18 protein-coding genes are annotated in these 19,770 nt (G+C 48.5%); 3 read left to right on the top strand and 15 right to left on the bottom strand.

The genetic code is table 11. The features are described 5' to 3' along the window. Position 1 precedes the first annotated feature (1 nt). From QM717_RS11985 to recR, 4 genes are all read right to left on the bottom strand, one after another. Positions 2-2,470 carry a polysaccharide biosynthesis tyrosine autokinase gene (locus QM717_RS11985; protein ID WP_415037699.1) on the bottom strand — a complete coding sequence of 823 codons (2,469 nt, stop codon included), beginning with the start codon at positions 2,468-2,470 and terminating at the stop codon, positions 2-4. Positions 2,471-2,480: 10 nt separating this feature from the next. Then, positions 2,481-2,774 carry a hypothetical protein gene (locus QM717_RS11980; RefSeq protein ID WP_415037698.1) on the bottom strand — a complete coding sequence of 98 codons (294 nt, stop codon included), beginning with the start codon at positions 2,772-2,774 and terminating at the stop codon, positions 2,481-2,483. Continuing rightward, a complete protein-coding gene (locus QM717_RS11975) occupies positions 2,771-3,271 on the bottom strand; it encodes a polysaccharide biosynthesis/export family protein (protein WP_415037697.1) in 501 nt (166 codons plus the stop codon). The genes QM717_RS11980 and QM717_RS11975 overlap by 4 nt, the downstream gene beginning before the upstream one ends. Positions 3,272-3,344: 73 nt before the next feature. Continuing rightward, positions 3,345-3,965: a recombination mediator RecR gene (gene recR, locus QM717_RS11970; protein WP_415037696.1), complete on the bottom strand. Its 621-nt coding sequence runs from the start codon at positions 3,963-3,965 to the stop codon at positions 3,345-3,347. A 161-nt stretch (positions 3,966-4,126) separates the two neighbouring features. Between recR and QM717_RS11965 the strand changes: the two genes are divergently transcribed. After that, positions 4,127-5,620 carry a sodium:solute symporter gene (locus tag QM717_RS11965; protein ID WP_415037695.1) on the top strand — a complete coding sequence of 498 codons (1,494 nt, stop codon included), beginning with the start codon at positions 4,127-4,129 and terminating at the stop codon, positions 5,618-5,620. A gap of 335 nt (positions 5,621-5,955) precedes the next feature. On the opposite strand, the gene QM717_RS11960 is transcribed toward QM717_RS11965, so the two are convergent. Continuing rightward, complete coding sequence (locus tag QM717_RS11960; RefSeq protein ID WP_415037694.1) at positions 5,956-6,318, bottom strand: CoA-binding protein; 363 nt, start codon at positions 6,316-6,318, stop codon at positions 5,956-5,958. Positions 6,319-6,456: 138 nt separating this feature from the next. Between QM717_RS11960 and QM717_RS11955 the strand changes: the two genes are divergently transcribed. After that, a complete protein-coding gene (locus QM717_RS11955; protein ID WP_415037693.1) occupies positions 6,457-7,086 on the top strand; it encodes a MarC family NAAT transporter in 630 nt (209 codons plus the stop codon). 186 nt (positions 7,087-7,272) lie between these two features. Here the strand turns inward: QM717_RS11955 and QM717_RS11950 are convergent, their stop codons facing one another. Genes QM717_RS11950 through QM717_RS11935 form a run of 4 tightly spaced genes read right to left on the bottom strand, consistent with a single transcriptional unit; the run spans position 7,273 to position 12,597 of the window. Beyond that, positions 7,273-8,523 (bottom strand): T9SS type A sorting domain-containing protein, encoded by a 1,251-nt coding sequence (locus QM717_RS11950; RefSeq protein ID WP_415037692.1) that lies wholly within the window; start codon positions 8,521-8,523, stop codon positions 7,273-7,275. Between the two features lie 27 nt (positions 8,524-8,550). Next, positions 8,551-9,975 carry an HmuY family protein gene (locus QM717_RS11945; RefSeq protein ID WP_415037691.1) on the bottom strand — a complete coding sequence of 475 codons (1,425 nt, stop codon included), beginning with the start codon at positions 9,973-9,975 and terminating at the stop codon, positions 8,551-8,553. A gap of 3 nt (positions 9,976-9,978) precedes the next feature. Then, positions 9,979-12,096 (bottom strand): TonB-dependent receptor plug domain-containing protein, encoded by a 2,118-nt coding sequence (locus tag QM717_RS11940; RefSeq protein WP_415037690.1) that lies wholly within the window; start codon positions 12,094-12,096, stop codon positions 9,979-9,981. Between the two features lie 6 nt (positions 12,097-12,102). After that, positions 12,103-12,597 (bottom strand): DoxX protein, encoded by a 495-nt coding sequence (locus tag QM717_RS11935; RefSeq protein WP_415037689.1) that lies wholly within the window; start codon positions 12,595-12,597, stop codon positions 12,103-12,105. Between the two features lie 115 nt (positions 12,598-12,712). Here QM717_RS11935 and QM717_RS11930 point away from each other — a divergent pair, with 115 nt between their 5' ends. Then, complete coding sequence (locus QM717_RS11930) at positions 12,713-13,609, top strand: DUF6607 family protein (RefSeq protein ID WP_415037688.1); 897 nt, start codon at positions 12,713-12,715, stop codon at positions 13,607-13,609. Between the two features lie 55 nt (positions 13,610-13,664). On the opposite strand, the gene QM717_RS11925 is transcribed toward QM717_RS11930, so the two are convergent. The 6 genes from QM717_RS11925 to QM717_RS11900 form a co-directional block, all read right to left on the bottom strand. Continuing rightward, entirely contained in the window at positions 13,665-14,453 is a 789-nt protein-coding gene (locus QM717_RS11925) for a hypothetical protein (protein ID WP_415037687.1), read from the bottom strand. A 12-nt stretch (positions 14,454-14,465) separates the two neighbouring features. Next, positions 14,466-15,401 carry a citrulline utilization hydrolase CtlX gene (gene ctlX, locus QM717_RS11920; RefSeq protein ID WP_415037686.1) on the bottom strand — a complete coding sequence of 312 codons (936 nt, stop codon included), beginning with the start codon at positions 15,399-15,401 and terminating at the stop codon, positions 14,466-14,468. Positions 15,402-15,404: 3 nt separating this feature from the next. Continuing rightward, on the bottom strand, positions 15,405-16,358 hold the full coding sequence (locus tag QM717_RS11915) for an arginase (RefSeq protein ID WP_415037685.1): 954 nt from the start codon (positions 16,356-16,358) through the stop codon (positions 15,405-15,407). 144 nt (positions 16,359-16,502) lie between these two features. Next, a complete protein-coding gene (locus QM717_RS11910) occupies positions 16,503-16,979 on the bottom strand; it encodes a hypothetical protein (protein WP_415037684.1) in 477 nt (158 codons plus the stop codon). Continuing rightward, positions 16,976-18,049: a lipid II:glycine glycyltransferase FemX gene (locus QM717_RS11905; protein WP_415037683.1), complete on the bottom strand. Its 1,074-nt coding sequence runs from the start codon at positions 18,047-18,049 to the stop codon at positions 16,976-16,978. The genes QM717_RS11910 and QM717_RS11905 overlap by 4 nt, the downstream gene beginning before the upstream one ends. Beyond that, complete coding sequence (locus tag QM717_RS11900) at positions 18,049-19,668, bottom strand: hypothetical protein (RefSeq protein WP_415037682.1); 1,620 nt, start codon at positions 19,666-19,668, stop codon at positions 18,049-18,051. Before QM717_RS11900 ends, QM717_RS11905 begins: the two co-directional genes overlap by 1 nt. Between the last annotated feature and the right edge of the window lie 102 nt (positions 19,669-19,770).

Here is a 19,770-nt window from a genome sequence, read left to right as displayed (position 1 = left end):
ATTATCTTTTGAAAATCCTGTGGTATAATTTGGCGAAGAAACCTTCCGGTTTTTCCTCTTCGTGGTATCCGTTCGAATAATTGCCATAGCCGTAACCATAGCCATAACCGTAACCATAGCCGTAGCCGGTTCCGTATTTGGCCTTGTTCTCGTATCCGTTGAAAATGATGCTGATGTTATTGAGCTCGCCGCGGCGTTGGCGGTTGTTGAGCAAGGTCACCATGTCTTTCTTGGTGAAATTCTGGCGCATGATGTAGAGCGTCACATCGGCATATTCGGCGAGTTCGAGCGCATCGGAAACGAGCCCGACCGGCGGCGTATCCAGTATGATGTAATCGTAACGCGACTTGAGTTCGCGCATCATTTCGCGCATCGCATCGCTGATGATGAGCTCCGACGGGTTCGGCGGAATCGGCCCCGAAGTGATCACGTCGAGGAACGGGATGTGTGTCGGCTGGATGATCTCGTCCATCGTTTTTTGCCCGATCAGGTAGTTCACCGTACCGATGTCGTTCGAAATATTAAAGTCGTCAAAAATCTTCGGCTTGCGCAAATCGAGCCCGACGATGACCGCTTTCTTTTCGCTCAAGGCAAACACCGTGGCGATGTTGAGCGAGCAGAAGGTTTTGCCTTCACCCGAAATCGACGAGGTGAGCATGAGTGTTTTCGAACCTTCGATTTCCTGCTTCTTGTACAGGAATTGCAGCGACGAACGAATCGCGCGGAAGGATTCCGACAAGGCCGATTTCGGTTTCTTGAACACCGCGAGGTTGTTTTTGGTTTTCTTGATCCCGACCACACCGATGAGTGGAATCTTGGTCAGCTTGCCGATGTCTTCGGTGTTGAGGATGGCGTTTTCGATAAAGAAAATCCCGAGTACCACCAGCAATGGAATCAACATCCCAAAGAAAAATGCCAAGACATAATTGATGCTCGTGTTGGGCCCTACCAAACCGCCGCCGATGTCTTTGGCCGGGTCGATAAAATGGATGTCGGACAGGTTCGCGGCCTTGACAATCTCGGCCTCGCTGCGTTTCTCGAGGAAGGTATTGTAGATGTTGTCGCTCAGGTCATACTTGCGCATGATCTTGAGGTATTCCTGTTTGTCTTCGGGCAACTGCCTGATTTCGCCTTCGATTTTCCCGATCTTTTCGTTGATGAGCTTGAGATCGTATTGGAGCGAAGCCGAAGCCGAAGTGATGTTTTCGAGCAATACTTTCTTGGTCGATTCCATCTGGCTGTCGAATTCCTTGAAAATCTTTTCGCTCTTGACCGAATACGCCAATTCTGAACGCTGGGTCGACAATGAAATGATGCGCGCGACATTGTTGATGATGTTCGGGTCCTCGATTCCGGCCACCGTTGGCGCAGGAAGCTTCGAATAATCGACACTGTTGCGCAGGTACATCTTGAGCGAGTTGTAATAGGCAATTTTTCGGTTGATCAGATCGCGGTCTACATCAAACTGGCGCAATTGCTGTGTGATGCCCGAACCGTCCTGCTCGAGGTTCAGGATGTTTTTGCTGCGGTTGAAATCCTTGAGTTCGTCGCCGGTTTCCTTGAGCTGCTTGCCCATGGCGATCAATGTGCTGTCGATGAATTCAATCGTATTGGTGGCAAACTGGTTCTTTTTGTTGAGCTGGCTGTCGATCAGGATCTGGACCGTCGCATTGAGGTAATCGACCATGCGTTTTTTGTTCGGGCCTTTCATCGACAGGTTCAGGATCGATCCGGCTTTGGCATCGCTGCCCACGTCGAGCATCATGTATTTCTGTACCGAACGGTCGAAATTGTTGAAACGCACGAAATAGACCTGGTTGACGTAATGCCCCGCATCGTCGTTGATCTCGAGTTTCCAATTCAGGAAAGGCAAAGACACCTGCTGCCCCACTTTAAAACGCTTGACGTACTTTTCGTGGGCAACGTTCATCGAACTCCTTTCCTTGTCGCTGTAGCGCATGAGCTCGGCGTTTCCTTCTTCAAAATTGATCAGGATTTCGTATTCGGTATTGCTCAGGAATTTGATCTCGATCAGCGAACCCTGCAATTGGTACTTGGTCTCATCGATGTCGATGCTGAAAGGCGTGGCGCCATAGACGTCGACAAAATTGTACTTGTCTTTCTGCAGGTAATCGATGTAATACTGGAGATGGTCCACGACCAGTTCGTTGTGCGAACGCGACAACAATGTGGTGGTGATGTTGTTGACCTGGTCCGAAGTACCGCCCCAGTTGAATACGAGGCTTGTATTGGAGGTAAAGAACGGGTTGTTTTCTTCCTTGATCGCAACCGAAGTCTCCATCGAATAGATCTTCTGCTTCCGGATGTTGACCTGGTAGGCAATCGTAAAAGCCACCGCGAGGCTCACGATGAACCATTTCCAATAACTGAGGATTTTTATAAGGTAACCCTTGAAATCGAAATTGTTGTGGACGTTTTCAAAAAAGGTTAGATTTTTAGTATCGATCATGCTTTGCGGTTTATTTGCTTAAAAGTACCAACGTCGTCGTAATCAGGGTCAGCACCGAAATGAGCGTCGTAAGCGATTCGATTCCCGTACGGCCGGTTCCCCATGATTTCTGTTTGAGCGGCTTCACATAAATATAATCGTTCGACTGGATGTAGTAGTAAGGCGATTGCATGACCTTGACATCGGTCAGGTCGATATCGTGCATTTCGGTTCCGTGCGGGAATTGCCTGATGATGGTCACATTGTGGCGGTCGCCCGTCACGGTGATGTCGCCCGAATTGGCAATGGCTTCCAAAATAGTCACCCTTTCCTTAAAAATCGATTTGGTTCCCGGAGAGCCGATTTCGCCATTGATCGTGTAATTGAGTCCCGACAATTTGACGGTGACAAAAATGTTCGCCTCCTTGTTGAAATATTCCTTCGAGCAATTTCTTTTCGACCCTTTGGCGCACTTCTTTCGAGCGTGTAGCCGATGACATTGACTTCGCCCAAAATTGGCATGCGGATGTTGCCGTGGTCGTCCACATGAAACCCATCGAAGTAAAGCCCGGCTTCGGTCATGCTGGTTTCTTTTCTTTCTGTGGGCGTAAAAATGGCCACCAATTTCGGGTCGATGGCTTTGATGGTGATGATCAGCACGTCGTTGGTTTGGATTCTGTAGGGTTTGGAAACCACGGGGTTAATCGTATTGATCGTATCGTTCTTATCTTTCTTCTGCAGGTAAACGAGGTCTTTGGTCGGTACGCACGAGACAAAGAAAAGTCCGGCAACCACCAATAAAATAAGTATCGTTTTGTTCATTTTTGACAAAAAATTTAGCAAACAAAGATAGTTTTTCATTTATAAAAACAAAAAAGAACGCCGTTAAATTGAATTAATTGTTTTTGAAGGAGTTTTCAAACGGAATCCGCTGTAAAATACTACGTCCCAAAGTGACTTCGTCGGCATATTCGAGTTCGTCCCCGACGGCAATTCCGCGCGCAATCGCCGAGATCGTAATGCCGCAATCCTTGATCTGTTTGTAGATGTAAAAATTGGTCGTATCGCCCTCCATGGTTGAGCTCAGCGCAAAAATCAATTCCTGCACCTTGCCCGATTGGACCTTTTCGACCAGCGACGCAATCGTGAGCTGCCCCGGACCGACGCCATCGATGGGCGAAATCTTGCCGCCGAGCACATGGTACACCCCGCGGAACTGGCGTGTATTTTCGATCGCCATGACATCGCGCACGTCTTCGACCACACAGATCAGTTGGTGGTTGCGCCCCGGATTCGAACAAATCTCACAGACTTCGGTGTCCGAAATGTTGTGGCAATTCTGGCAAAACCGGATCTGCTCGCGCATCCCGAGCAACGCTTCCGATAAAAAAGCCGTCTGTTCCTTGGGTTGGCGCAACAAATGCAACACCAATCGCAGCGCCGTGCGTTTACCGATTCCGGGTAACTGTGCCATTTCGTGTACTGCTTTTTCGAGCAATTTTGAAGAAAATTCCATGCGGCAAATGTAATTAATTAGACAATTAGAAAATGAGATAATTAGATAATTGACCTTTTGGAGACGCGTGGCGGAATTTGCATTTTCTAATTGACTAATTTTCTCATTGACCCATTTTCTAATTCCATTTTTGTATTTTGGCTTCCTATTAAAACCAACCTATGGAACCCAGCGTAATCCTCTCCCTGATCATCATCTATTTTGGAATCCTGCTCGTGATTTCGCATGTCGTGAGCAAGAAAAATTCCGACAATGATGCGTTTTTCAAGGCCAATAAAAATTCGAAATGGTACCTCGTCGCCTTCGGGATGATTGGCACCGCGCTTTCGGGCGTGACGTTTATTTCGGTGCCGGGACAGGTGGGTTCGCCCGACATCCAGTTCAAGTATTTCCAGTTCGTGCTGGGCAACGCCATCGGTTTTATCCTGATTGCCAAAGTGCTACTACCGCTGTATTACCGCATGAACCTGACCTCGATTTACGGTTACATCGAGCAACGGCTCGGGCATGTTTCGTACAAGACCGCAGCGACGATATTTCTGATCAGCCGCACGATCGGTTCGGCGGCGCGGCTGTATCTGGTCGTGATCGTATTGCAGCATTATGTATTCGATGCCTTCCATGTGCCTTTTTGGATGACGGTCCTGATTTCATTGGGATTGATATTCGCCTACACCTACCGCGGTGGACTCAAAACGATCATCATCACCGATACTTTGCAAACGGTCTTCCTGGTTTCCTCGGTCATTTTTACGATTTATTTCATCTGCGACAGCCTAGATTACAGCATGCCGCAGGCATTCGAGGCGGTCAAGGAAAGCAATTATTCCAAGATTTTTTTCTATGAAGACTGGCTCAAAAGCAATTATTGGGTCAAACAGGTCTTGGGCGGTATTTTCGTCACGATCGCGATGGTGGGGCTCGACCAGGATTTGATGCAGAAAAACCTCAGTTGCAAGAACATCGGTGAGGCACAGAAAAATATGTTCACGTTTACGGGGATTTTTGTAGTGATCAACCTCTTTTTCCTGAGTGTCGGGGCATTGCTGTATTTGTATGCCAACAAGAACGGCATCGACATCCCGATGCTCGACGGCAAACCAAGAACCGATTTGTTGTTCCCCGAAATCGCATTCAAACACCTCCAGCTCATCCCGGCGATCGTATTTTTACTGGGCTTGACCGCGGCGACCTTCGCGACGACCGATTCGGCTTTGACCGCACTCACGACTTCGTTTTGCGTGGATTTTCTCGGTATGGACAAGCAAAACAACAAATACCAGAACCCGGTCAAGACGCGCCATTTGGTACACATCGGGTTTTCGGTATTGATGTTTCTGGTGATTTTGGTGATTTACCTGCTCAACAGCGATTCGGTGGTGGCGCTGATCTTCAAGATTGCGGCCTATACTTACGGGCCACTTTTGGGATTGTATTCGTTTGGCTTGTTTGTCAAGACCAAGACGGTCAAGGAAAATTTAGTTCCGCTGATTTGCATCCTCGCACCGACGATCACTTTTATCATCAGTTCCTATTCGACCGAATTGTTTGGCAATTACCAGTTCGCAGAAGAACTGATTATTTTGAACGGCGGACTCACGTTCCTCGGATTGTTGCTCATCAGTAAGCCAGCGGATCGGCAGACGCGGTTTTAGTCTTTTTTTTACCGCAAAGACGCTAAGTTTTACTTCGTCAGTTCGACCTTCGGTCTCGGGTCGCAAAGGTGTACAAAGGTTTAGCTTTGCTTTTAAAGCTTTGTGTTTCTTTGCCCATCTTCTTTTTGCTTTGCGGTATAAATCTTATTAGGTCAAACTTGTGATAAACGTGAATTTGAAAACTGCTGCCTAGCCCTGATTCCTCCGGCAGTCGCTTCGCTCGTGTGCAGCGAAAATCCTTTTCATGACCGCAAGGAATGAAAAGATTGTAGCGCATAGCAGGACCCGAGCTCCAAATAAAAATATTTGGAGTGAACTGACGAAGTAAAAAGCTCCTAATACTGCCCCGTAGCCAACATCACAAGCGTACACGCCACTTCGATTTCAATCCCATTCATGCGCAAGAGCTGGTACAATTCCGGGTTTTCGGTACCAGGATTGAAGATGACGCGCTTGGGCGAAAGCGACAGGATGTAATTGTAGTATTCGCGCTGGCGTTGCGGATTGAGGTAAAGCGTCACCGTATCGATGTTGGTAAACGGCACCTGCTTGGTCTGGATTTTGACGCCCGCGACTTCGGCTTCCTTGAGACCGACGGCCACTACAGGCTGGTCGTGGTTGACCAATCGGTTGATGGCCATAAACGAATAGCGCGCCGGATTGGCCGAGGCGCCCAAGACTAAGGTTTTCTTTTTCATATTCATTTTGCAAAAGTAGTTCATTTAAAATTACTATCTTTCGGATGGAAGATTCTTAATTTGATCCTAAAGATAATCTGCGGTTGACATTAAGTTGACTTTCGAAACGCCCCATCAATCTAATTTTGCACAAAAACTATGGAACTTTTCATTTACCTTTTCGCGGCTTTGTTTTCGGTGTTGAACCCGATTGGGACCGTCCCTATTTTTGTAGGACTCACGCAGGATGACACTAAAAAAGAACGCTCGCGCATTTCGCTCTGGACCGCGATCAATGTTTTCATCATCCTGATTATCTCTTTTTTTATCGGACAATATGTATTGGAATTTTTCAGTATCAGCATCGACGCCTTGCGCATTGCAGGCGGATTGATCATCGTGGGTTCGGGGTTTTCGTTGCTCTCGGGCAAGTTCAAGAAAACGCGTGGGATCAACAAATCGGTCGAAAGTGAAATCCAAAATAGAAACGACATTGCGCTGACGCCTTTGGCCATGCCGATGCTCGCCGGGCCGGGTTCGATTTCATTGCTCATCGCGTTTTACCAGGAACACCACTCGACTCCAGAAATCCTCTTTTCTTGTCTAGCGATTTTGGCGGTGGCCCTGGTGATTTTCCTGATTCTGAGAAGCGCACATTACCTGGCCAAAATATTGGGCGGATCGGGAATTGTGGCCATTTCGAGGATTGTCGGATTCATCGTCATTGCGATCGGCATCCAATACATCGTGAGTGCGATCATTAGCATCATCAAGGGCAATTTGATGTGATTTTTTAGCCACGAATTCACGAATTTTAAATGTTATAATTCGTGCATTGCTTCGCCAGTTCGCTTTTGCTGTGTCGCGGCCATAAAAAAGAAAAGCCTTCCGAAACCGGAAGGCCAATTCTCAAACAAAAAAACTAAACATTGTTCAATATCGAAACGGAAGTTAGGGACTCCCGATTGCGATCAATTATTGCAATACGATTTTCTGCGTCGCGGTGTAATCCCCTGATTGGAATTGCAATACGTAAACGCCACCGCTCAGGTTGCCCAAATCGATTTCCTGGTTGAAGAAACCGGCATTCGACCCGATTTGCTTTTCGAAAACTTTGGCGCCGGTCAAGCTGTAAATACTTACCGAATTCTTGTCGCCAGCCGTTTTCACATCGTATACCACATTGATTTTCTTGTCTACCGAAGGATTCGGGAACACTGCGAATGAATTGTGGTTGGCAAACGAATCCGTACCCAAAAAGAGGCTGGTCACATTTTCATGGTTGAACGTGATCACGCCGGTGCTGCTGCCTACAAAAGACGCAAAAGTCAGGCGGTAGATTTGCTGGTTGGCCAATTTGATGTAGAACGCCTTGTCGGTCTGGATGGTGTACGTAAAGGTCGACATGTTGAATGTTTTCCAGTCGTAACCGATCGCGTTGATGTCTTCGGTGAAAGTAAGGTTGGTAATGTCAGGCGTTCCGCTTGGCTCGATGTTTTCGGCCACCTGTACATCTGGATGGTGCAGCACACCGGTTACGTCCTGCCAGAAAGAGCCGTCCCCGAAGTAATCGGTTTTGTATTTGGTGAACGTGAGGTCCCAATCAGCCACTGCCGGTTCAGCTACGACAGCCGCATTGTTTTCCAAAGAATAGTAGTTGAATTTGTTCGTCGGATTGGTCGCATTTGGAAGCACTACCTGTTGGTCGGCACCCCAAGCTGCTCCATCCCAAGTCGAATAGGTGAACGTGTATCCGCCAAAGAAATCATCGATCTTGAATTTGCGGAAAGTCCCGTTGGCATACTTCAAAACAAACACGATCGCGCCCGTTACGTGGTGGTTGCCCGGGTTGTATTCGCCCCAGCCATAAGTCGCCGATGCGTTGTCGAAGGCACCGTTCTCCCAAGCCAGTTCGCTGTTGTAGAGACGCGTCCAGTTGGCGATTTGCGTCACATCGATCGTAGCCCAGTCGGCGATGTCGCCCGAAGCTTCGTACACTTCGATGTTTCTCGCATCGTTGATCCTGGTTGCAAAAGCAAATGCGCTGGTTCTCAGGAAAGCCAAATCCCATGAAGCATGCGGATAGGTATTGGTCGCCTGGTTGGCCAATTTGTAGTACACCTGGTTTGCGTAGCTCGGGCCCATGGTCACCGAACCAGCTACGACCTGTGCCTGTGCGGTCCAACCGAATAAAATAGCTGTGATTAGTAGTAATCCTTTTTTCATGATTGTAAATATTAAATAGTTATTGTATTAATTCTCTAGTATCAATTTGTATTCGAACTTCGGATAGCCGCGCACCCCATTTTCACTGAGAAAACCGAGCATCCGTATCTTGTAGTGGTTGCCATCGAGGTCCTTGAGCACATAAAAACGGTCGGCAAAAGCGGTTCCCGAGAACACGTCGCGCCAATCGGCCCCGATCACGCGCTGGTCGTTGGCAAAATTGTTGGGGTTGACGTCGCGCAATTTGAAATCGTCAAATTCATCCGAATTACCCGGATTGGCAATGTTGACGCGGTAGGCTTTGACACCCGCCTTGAGGTTGTTGAGTACAAAGTCGGAATAGCCGTAAGAACCCGCGCCCAAAATCACATTGGTAAACACGGTAAAACTCAAGTCCCAGTTGGTTTTCTGCGGCTCCACCGACACGATATTTTGCGTCGTGAAGCTGAAGAACGTGAAGTTGTAATTGGGCGATTTCGGGATCACGACTTCGGTATGCGTGGTACTGTTCAGGTTGGCGTATTGCAAAATGTAATTGTCACCGCTTCTGAGAATCCTGATTTTTTTCCAACCGCGCGGATCACCCGTTACGGCTACGCTTCCTTGCGGCGGTGTCGTCGTACCGACTTTGTAACCGAGGTTGACGAGATAGACTTTGTTGTCGTCGTTGTTTTCGGAAATCGCGTCGATGGCAGTTTCTTCGATCAGACCCGTCGGGGCATCGATGTAATTTTCGTTTTCAGGATCGAAAGTCCCGATCGTCACCTGATTCTGGAAAGCCTGTACGCTGGCCTGGTTGACCGCATCGATATTGGTCACATTGAGGTTCCTGGCCGCCATGTAAATCGAGCCGTTGATTGTCACGCGAAATTGGTCGCCGCTGTAAAAACCAAGGTCCCAACTGTCGCGGCGTGCCTTGGTCGTGATTTCGGTACTGAGGTCGACAAATACCTGGTCGCCTTGGTTCGGGCCGCCGATTTCGGGTTCCAGCGTCGTACCCAAGGAAGGCAAAAAGGACAAGCGCACCGATTTATAGCCCTGGATGTTGTGGTATTCCGAATAATTGATCTCGACCACTTCGAAGGTGACCATGCGATCGACATCGGTGTCGTCGTACGGCAGCATCTGGTTGTGGTAGATAAAAGAGATTCCGGTCTGACCGGCCTGGAAAGGCAATTCAAAACTATTGTCTTCCATTTCGGGCTCTGTGTGGAATTCGACACCGTACTCGGCATCCTCCGCATTGGCCCTGATCTTGACCGTCCCGGCGCTTACCGCAGGTTCCGAGAACACAATGTTGATTTGCTGCTCCGCTCCCATGTCACTATAACTAATAGACGGGGTTTGGAAAGCCACCACAAACGGCTGCGCCTCCATACGGTCGTCGGGTTCGCAGGCCGAAAAAATGGCCAGAAACAGCAACAGGTTCAAGAAGTATAATTTCGTTTTCATGTCCTAAAAGTTTAATCGGTACAGTAATTTTAAAAAGTAGGAACGGCCATAGCCCATCAAGATGCTGTTGGTTGGGCCGGCGTGCGCGGTTCCACCATCGGTACTCGTATTGACACTGGTAATGTCGAGAATGTTGCGCGCGCCCAAAGTCAACTCGAGTTTGTTTTGGAGCATCGGCTGGCGCAAAGAAGCATCAAGCCATGAGAATTCGTTCTGCTTGCCCCTGGCCAATACGCCATCAGACAATACAAATTGGTATTGCGGGCCGGTGTACTTGAGGAAAGCCGAAAAAACGGTCTTCCATTTGGGCAAGGTATAGGAAGCATTGGCATTCCATTGCACGGCATAGAGGTAATCGTCATTGCGGAGTTCCGGATCGGCATTGCTGTCGAGCACTTTGGATACGCCCGAAAACGTCACACCCGCATTGACCGTCAGGTTTTTGTACAACACCGATGAAGTCAGCGTCGCGCCATAGGTCCGGAACAAATCGATATTGTCGAAAGTGAATGCAATACTGCCTTTGTCATTGAGGTACTGGATCTGCTCGATGCGGTCCTGGACATCGATAAAGAAGGCCGAAAGGTTGTTCTTGAACAGCACACCGTTTTGCGACTGGGCGGTCTTGCTCAGGAAAACCGAAGCCGAAAATCCTTGCTCTGGCTTGAGGTTCGGGTTGCCCTGGCTGTCGTGGTTCACGTCTACATAATAGGTATACAGTTCTTCATAATTCGGCAATCTTGGCGCGGTTCCCACGACGGCACGCAGTTCGAAACCATTGTCGAAGGCGTATTTCGAACTCAAGGATACGGCGGCCTGGGTATCGAATTTCGAAGAAAACAAAGCGCGTGCCCCGGGACGGATCGAGAATTTCTTGCCGAAATGGATCTCGGTCGAACCAAAAACATCATAAGAACCCAAACGCTTTTTGACCGTCTCGGTCAACACGCCTTTCTGCGGCGCGACAAAACCGTCGATGTCGCTGATTTCATAACCGAGCTGGAAATCGATGGTTTCGTTATCGAGGAAATTGCTGAAATTCCCTTTCGAATAATAGCCTTCACGCGATTCGAATTCATATTCATTCACGCCCGATTTTTTGTCCTGGCGGATGTCAAACACAAAAGTTTCGACATTGCGTTCCTGCTGCTGGAACGAAAACGACACGTCATAATTCATGAAATCGAAACGGCCGGCCGCATTGAGGTGGTGGAAATAACGTTCGGTCTTGAAGGTATTGTCGTCGAAAACTTTTGGAAAGGTCGTATCCGTAGCGGGATTTTCGTTGACGTACACATCGTCGGTATAAAAATCGGTGTTCTCGTTGAAGTATTCGAATTTGTAGAAAAGACTGTGCTTGTCGAGGTTGTAGCCCAGGAACGCCTTGACATTGACCTGGTCTTTGGGCAGCCATTCATAGCCGCGCAAACCGTCGTCCTCGAGATGATATTTGCCCTGTTTGTCGTTGAGGAAACCCTTGAAATAATTGGTCGTGATCAGTGCATTGGCATACAGGCGGCTGTTGAAATTGTGTCCGATTTTCAAGGACTGGATGTGACGCCCGCGGCTCATGAGGCTGTACTCCTTGCCGATGGTCTCCTCTTGGATCGACGGGGTGATTTCCCATTTAGAGCTTCCGCTTTTCTTGGTAATGATGTTGATGATGCCCGAAACGGCGTTCGCGCCATATTCGACGCCCATCGAGCCTTCGACGATTTCGATCTGCTGCACGTCATCGAGGTTGATTTGGGTCAAATCGGTGTTGTTGCCGAGCCCTTCGTCATTGATGACCGGGATGTTGTCGATCAGGATCTTGAAATATTGGGCATCGAGCCCGAACAAACGCACGCTCGATTTGCCGTTCATCGCATTCGGGATGATGTTGATGTTGAGCGACTGGTTGAGCAAATCGGCCAGGTTGTTCCCGGCTTGGCGGTCGATATCGGCCCGCGTAATCACATTGACTTTGTACACCGATTTCTTGACCGATTGCGGGTTGTATTGGCCCGTAATGACGACCTCATCAATTTTATTGGCTTTGCGGATGGTATCGTTTTGCGCAAAGGCTTTGGTGCCCAAGAGCAGAACGGTAACGGCGTATAGGGAAGAAGGTATTCTCATGGTGTGCTATTGTGCGGTGGCTTTGAATTGGACTGCGCTTTTGTCGATGACGATGCCTTTCCATTTTTCATACGAGGAGATGATGAACCAAATGTTGATGAGCAGCATGGCCATCGTCATCAGCAATTCGCCGGTTTCGTCCGTTTCGAGAAACAGGTGGAACAGGAAAATATTGAGGGTAATCGGCAGTGCGATAAAAGCACCAATCATCCAAAAGATTTGGCTCAGGACCAAGGCGCCGGCGAGCAATTCGGCAAAACCGAGGAACTGCCAGAAGTAATTGCTTTGCTTGAGTCCGAAAAAGAAATTCTTGATCATGAGCACTTCGGTATTGGGTGCCACTTCCTCCCCGGCTTTGACTTGTTCGATCATTTTGTTGGGCGCTGGGATCGGCTTTTTGAATTTGTCCATTCCACCCGAAATGAGCATAAAACCCAAGAACAGTTTCAATGCAATGTGTAAGATTTTGATTTTGAGGTTAGAGGAAGTAGTGCTGTGCATACAATCTTTTTATTTAGACTAATTACAGATAATTTTTCTGCAAATATATTTATTATTTTTAATTGTTCTAAATAAAAATATTATTTTTGCATCAGAAATAAATAATCAATTACCAATGAAAAAAGGAATACTTTCGGCAATTGTGCTGTTGCTTGCGCTTCACACCACTGCCCAGGACGCAAAAAAGAAAGAAGACATCAAAGCCATCAAGTCGATGTGTGGCTGTTATGAGGTGAAGTTCAATTTCGCCGAGACTTTTATCCGCAGCAAGGATGAAAATTACGTGCCTTCGAAACCAAAATACGACTGGGGCCTCGAATGGGTAGAACTGGTGGAGGACCAACCCAACAAAATTGTGATGCAACACTTATTGATCGTAAGCGACACCATGATCGTCAAGCACTGGAGACAGGACTGGGAATTCGAAAACACCCGTTTCTATAATTTCTACAAAGACACAAGCTGGAAATACAAAACACTTCCGGCCGCTTCGGTCAAAGGCCAATGGACACAGCGCGTGTACCAGGTCGACGACAGCCCAAGATATGAAGGTTCTGCCACCTGGGTTCACGTAGATGGCCGCCATTTCTGGGAAAACACCACCGATGCGCCGCTGCCACGCCGCGAGCATACCATCCGAAAAGACTACAATGTTTTGCAAAGAACCAATGTACACGAAATCGTCAAAGACGGTTGGATCCACGACCAGGACAACGTGAAGATTGTACGCGATGACGCCGGGAAAGACACCGTGCTGGCCGAAGAAAAAGGCCACGATGTCTACACCAAAGTAGCCGATTCCAAATGTGCCGCCGCACAAAAATACTGGGCCGAGAACAAAGCCGTCTGGAAAAACGTACGCGACAAATGGGCCACCGTTTTCGCCAGAAACAAAGACCTCGACTTATTGCCAACGGTCAACAAACAGCCGCTCTACATGCATTTGTTTGAACTCAAGCCAACGGCCACCAAAGCCGAATCGGACAAGATCATCGACAGTTTCGTCAAATAATAAATTTGGGGTTAAAAAAAATCCCGGGCGCCATCGGTGTCCGGGATTTTTGCTTTTAGGAAATGCCTTTGATGGCTTCGAGTACGCTTTCTATTTTTTTGAAATCTTCGGTTTGGGGCAAACGCAAGGTCTTCACCCATAAATTGTCATCTTTGACTTCTATTTCCAGACCTTTGACGCCATCGAAATGCTGGAGTACTTTGATGACCTGCAATACATTTTCAGGTTTTTCGACCGTAAAACTTTCGTAATTCCGGAGTTTGATGTCGTCATCGCTCCTGAAGGCATCCGATAAACTTTCAAATCCCGATTTTTCGCGCAGGTAAAAATGTCCCGACAGCCGATCATCCTTGACCCAAAACATCAATTGCGATTGGTGGTAATTGTCCTGGTACCGACCGCCATGGATATGCACCGCTGGAAAAAACACAAAGTGGCCATTTTTGGCATACGGCTCGGCATACGACCATTCATCATATTTGGATAACATCTGCGTGGCCTCGAGTGCGGCGATTTGGGCATCCGAAAAATCATCGAATTGATAGCCTTGTTGTTTGAGGTGGTTGATGAGCCGCTGGGCTTCGCGCTCCTCCCCTTGATAAAATTGCTCGATCTCGGCACTGCTCTTGACGCGATTCGGGTTGTCGTGTGCGACCCAGTGTCCCGATTCGGCTTGCTCGAGCGTCAGTTTGGCTCCGGTAACCGGATCGTAAATGAATTCGTCTTCGAGGCTCTCCTGGAGTCTTTTTTCTTCGGCCTTATCGCTTTTGCTTTTGTAGGTCAGCACGCGCCATAGGATCAAGACGATGCACAGACTCAACACAATGACCAAACTATCGCTCATGGCCAAAGAAAATTAGTTTCTGGGAAGAAAAATTTCGGCGATCATGCAACGCGCACTGCCGCCGCCACAGGCTTCGATCGTGTCGAGGTTCGAGCTCAAAATCGTGGCGTGTTTGGCCAAACGATTGAGTTGGTCCTGGGTCAGGCTCTCGTGCGCCGCGCTACTCATGACCAGGTAATGTTTGTCATCGGTGCCGCGCAATTCGAGCATATTGCCCGCAAAGTGTTCAAGCTGGGCTTCGGTGATCAGGATGATTTCCTTGCCGTCCTGTTTGAGGTTGTCGAGTACGTTCTTGCGTTCGGTCTTGTCATCGATGCAATCGGCGCAGACCACGGCAAAGGTTTCGCCTATGCACATCATCACATTGGTGTGGTAGATCAATTCGCGTCGGCCGTTGACGGTTTGGAATGCCTCGAAAATAACGGGCGCGAGGTCGAAATCCTCGCAGAATTCGATGAACAATTCTTCATCGGCGCGTGGCGACAAGGCGCAATAAGCCTTCTCGTTGGTCCGGTCGAGTACCAAACTGCCGGTGCCTTCGAGAAAATAACCGTCGTCCTCGGCTTCGGTGTAATCGACGACATTCTCGATTTCAAACCCTTTTTCCTCGAGCAGGTCGAGGATGTCCTCGCGGCGTTCGCGGCGTCGGTTTTCGGCAAACATCGGATACAGTGCCACATCGGCATTTTCGTGGAACGAGACCCAATTGTTCGGGAAGATCGAATCGGGTGCGTCGCGTTCGGGCAGGTCATCGACCACAGTGACATCGACGCCTACCATGCGTAGTTTTTGCACCAATTCATCGAATTCAAGCTGGGCATTGGCATTGATCATCTGCGGCGTCAATCCGTCGATCGCTTTTTGGTAATAATTGTTCTCGGTGGTCTGTTCGTTCATTCGGAACGCCACCGGACGGATCATCAGTACCGCATTGGTCGTTTGTTTCACGGCTTAGTTTTTTAGGATTTGCGCAAATTCTTCGATCAGCCCAAAAGTGACTTCGGCCATCGTATTGATTTTTTCATCGAGACACGGATTGACTTCCACGACCTCGAGGCAAACGGTTTTGGGATTTTGGGCGAATCCCATCAACAAGCCGCGCGCTTCTTCGGGCTGGAGTCCATCGGGTACCGGGGTTCCTGTTCCGTGCGAAGTCAATTGCGGATCCATCGAATCGACGTCAAAAGAAACATAGAGGATATCGCAGGCGGCCAGCTTCTGGTCGATTTCGGACAGGATCTGCCCTACGCCCTTTTCGCGCACCTCGGCCACCGGAATGTTCTTGATCCCGAGACGGTCGATCACCGCGACCTCTTGTTCTTCTACACTCCTGACCCCGATGTAAACGATGTCTTCGGGTTTGATTTTGGGTGCAATCTGCCCCACATTCTTGAGTTCATGCCACTGCTCGATCGTCTTTTGGTCGACTTCATTCGATTGGCATTCGGTATTGTCGATCCCCAAAGCCGTAGCCAATGGCATCCCGTGGATGTTGCCCGAAGGGGTCGTATAAGGCGTATGGATATCTGCATGCGCATCGATCCAGACCACACCCAACCGTTTGGAAGGGAAAGCGGTCCTGATTCCGGCAATGGTACCACCGGCCGAACCGTGGTCGCCCGCCATAATCAGCGGAAAGGCGCCCTGGTTTAATGTTTCGGAAACGCTGCTGTTGAGTTCGTTGTAGATTTGCAATACGCCATCGATGCGCTTGGCGTAGGTGTATTCGGTACAGGCGTCGAGCAGGTGGTTGTAGTTCGGGAGCCGGTGTACTTTATTTTCGCCGAACAGGCAACTCCCTTTTTTTCGCGCTGCGGTTAAAATAGCGTCTGGGCCAAGGGATGCACCGCGCGTTCCGGCAGTGATTTCAGATTTATTGATTAAAAAAGTAATGCTTTTTGACATAAGTTTTGGTTTGCATTCGAAAAGTATGAAAATATTTCCGATTTGAAGTGGCTTGAAGCGCCCGAAGATTTGGTATCGAAATCGTTTTCGTTCACAAATATAAACAAAGCGACCTGATTTCGACCATTACCATTGGGTTAAAATTTAACGGAACTTCTGGAGGTCTAGGTTAAAATAATACAGCAGGAATCGTTTGGCCTTGATGCTGGTATGGAGCCGAAAACCCGCCTTCACGATGCCCCTGATCGAACGCGCATTGTTGCTGGTCACCACAATGAAAACTTCGGGATGCTTTCCTTTGGCCAGCACCTCGCCCGCGATTCGGTTGATGACGTAAGGATAAATATTGCGCCCTTTGTAATCGGCCATTGTCACGCAGTCGCCGATGGCCGGGCCTTTTTTTTGGATGAGCTTGAGGATGTTGAGTTTGGGAAACAGAAAGCTTTGGTGCGCGAAGATGTCTTGGTCCATGATGAAATAACGGGTCCGCCCATCGGACAGTTGTTCGGTTTGTACCTCCATCCCGATTTCAGCCAATGCAGACCAATCGGCTTTTGTCATGCTGTAGATTTGCATGTCGATGTCGACCACCTTTAAATATTTGCGGAATTTCCGAATCATGACTTGCGTTTTAAAACCGAAAACAACCGGGCGAGCGTTTTTTTATGCCGCTTGAGTTTGCTTTCCACAAACATATAGCATTTTAGGTAAAACGGACTGATGACCCAGTGGTATTTTGAATTTTCGAAAACAATCTGCACATCTGCAAAACTGTTTTTGAGATTGATCACACCCGCCGATCCGCCCAACGAAATATTATAGCCGTCGCAGCCTTCCGAAAAAACAAACCGGATGGCCTGCCATTGCAGGAAATGTCCCGCGAGCAAATCGGGTTTTTGGCGTTTGGACCCTCCCAAAATATAGGTGTAATAATTCCCGCCTTTGAGCAACAACACCGCCCCTTTGAGGTCGCCTTCATGGAAAGCCCCAAGGAACTTGGCCATCCCGCTATTGACCATGGCAATCAGGTCGGGACCGAAGGCATGCCAATCGCGTATCGAATACTGGTTGGCCTCGGCGTTTTGCAGACACAAATCGTATCCCAGTTTGATTTGGTCAGCCGTTTCCAAAAACCGCAATTCGAGCCCTTTGCGTTCGGCACTCCGGATGTCGCGGCGCGTCGTACTCTTAAACATTTCCAACAGCGATTCGGTCGAGTCGGCTTTGCGCAAATCGACCCAGTTGAGTCCATAACCCGAATACACATATTTGAACAGTTGTCCTGGTTTGGCATCGACCAGCGATGGAAGCTCGGGCAACGTTGGGTAGACATGACGGTTCGGGCTTGCGGCTACCGGAAGGGAAACATGCGCATAACAGCATTTCCAAAACCGGGCGCGCTGTGGCACTTTGGCGACCAGTTCGTCGAGGTATTTTTCAAAACCTTCGGAGACAATGGGTCCGTAGGGTACGACATAAAACCGGAACATCGCGGCCTTGGCAACCACCGCAGCAAAACCGCCGTGTATCTGCCCGTCTTGCTGTAGAATCCCGACCTCGAAATCAAAACCATAGCCCGAGAACGTAGCGTTCCATTGCGCGAGCATCAGGTGGCTGGCCTTGTCTTCGGACAACACGAAGTCATCCCATTTCTGGAGCCATTGTGTCTCTTTTGTAAAAATGATTTCCATCAGTCAACAAATCGGTAAGGCAAATGAGCGGCATTGGCAATGACGATTTTTCCACCCGGATCGACATCGAGCACCGCCTTTTCGAAATTGGACAGGAAAGCCGCCAGTTGTTTCAACGTCGGATTCCAGATTTGTCCCGAGGCGATTTTTTCCCCGAGGTAGTCAAAATTAGCAGATACGGTTTCATCGATGGCCGTTGCAGAACTGAACATTTTTCCTTTGTGGTAATTCTTGAGGACGGCAAAATAAGTGTGTGCGATGCAAAGCCCGTTTTCCTTAATGAGTTTATCGATATTCTCGCGCATCAGCGATTTCTTGAAATCGATCATCTCGACGGTCTGGAAAAACCAAAATTCTTCTTCGCTTATCCGGTGCCTAAACAGAATGGGCGTATACTCGGCCATCTTGAAAGGCTTGTTCTTGGCCGTCTGCCAACGCAGGAAAACCGTGAGCAAGGGTCCGCACAAACGCAGGAAATTGAAGACAAACGGAATCAAACGGCTTATTTTCTTTTGATAGACGAGCTGCTTGAAATTGGCCGCCGTCATTTTGTAACTGAGGATGATGGTCTCATCGGCATAATGGTGGAACATGATGTTCTTGATCATCACCCCGATTTTGCCCGACAAGGGCAAGTGCCTGTTCCCCTCTGCGAAGCGGCGCAACGTAAAGTCGGAGGCGTTCATCTGGTTGATGACACCCACGGCCGAGGTCCCGCAATCGATACAATTCCACAACAACTGGATGTTCTTGTCCTTGAGCGTGCTTTCCATCGCCTTGGGGCTGAAATTGTACTGCCGGAACGAGGAAAAATTATACGGCTGGAAACCGTGGTCGATCCAGGTGGGCAAATCCCCGAAAGGCGGCTTGAAGTTTTCGAAGTCGCTGAAACTTTCCTCCTTGCTCCTTTTGAGCGACTGCGACAACGAATGGTACGCCAGTTCATGCCCTTGGTCGCGCCAAAGCGACAACTCATCGGCGTCGTTTTCGAAAGAAGCGTTGTCCTGTTTTTTGGAATAGTGGTTGAGAAAAAAGCCCTTGGTGACCTTAATTCCTTTGTCTTTAAAAAAATTGCGTTGCAAAACCAGATTTTCGCACGTGTCGTAATCGCAATGATCGGTGAAACAGACCACGGCCGAAAACGGATTTTCCGAACGGCTGAACTCGACCGCCTGGCGCACCGGAAACAACAAAGCCGGCATGGTAGAGAAATCGTATTGGTGGTAAGCCTGTACAATCTTCTTGATGTTGCCTTCGCCACTGTAGACGGCCAAAGGCGCCGATTTTTTGGTGTTGAAACGCCAAAGCAATTGTTTGTTTTTCTTCGGCTTGATTTCCCAGATGCCCTGGAGGGTATTGGCCTGCACGAGCTGTCCATTGGTCAGTCTGATGATCTTGGGCGAAAATTCGTTCAGGATACTGTTGGCGTCATTCTTAATCCAACTGTAATCATGGTTGCGGATCGAGGCAATCGGCTGCGTAAAATTGATAATGATATCGAAAGACTGCAGTTCATGCTGCGGCACAGCCGTCAGGTCCATATTGAGTTTATGGTCCTGAAACTGCCACTGGATTTTGTAGTGTCCCGATAAGGTTTTTACTGAAACCGATTCTATCATAATACCTGCCGATACAATTGACGAAGATAATTCAAATTAAAACAATTCGTTTGATTTACGAAAAAAAAAAGCCCTCCGGTTGGGAAGGCTTTGGATCAATTG

Source organism: Flavobacterium sp. (genome assembly GCF_047602195.1).
Taxonomy (GTDB): domain Bacteria; phylum Bacteroidota; class Bacteroidia; order Flavobacteriales; family Flavobacteriaceae; genus Flavobacterium.
Note: the sequence above shows the minus strand (reverse complement) of the source record. Positions and strands in the feature narration are given on the sequence as shown.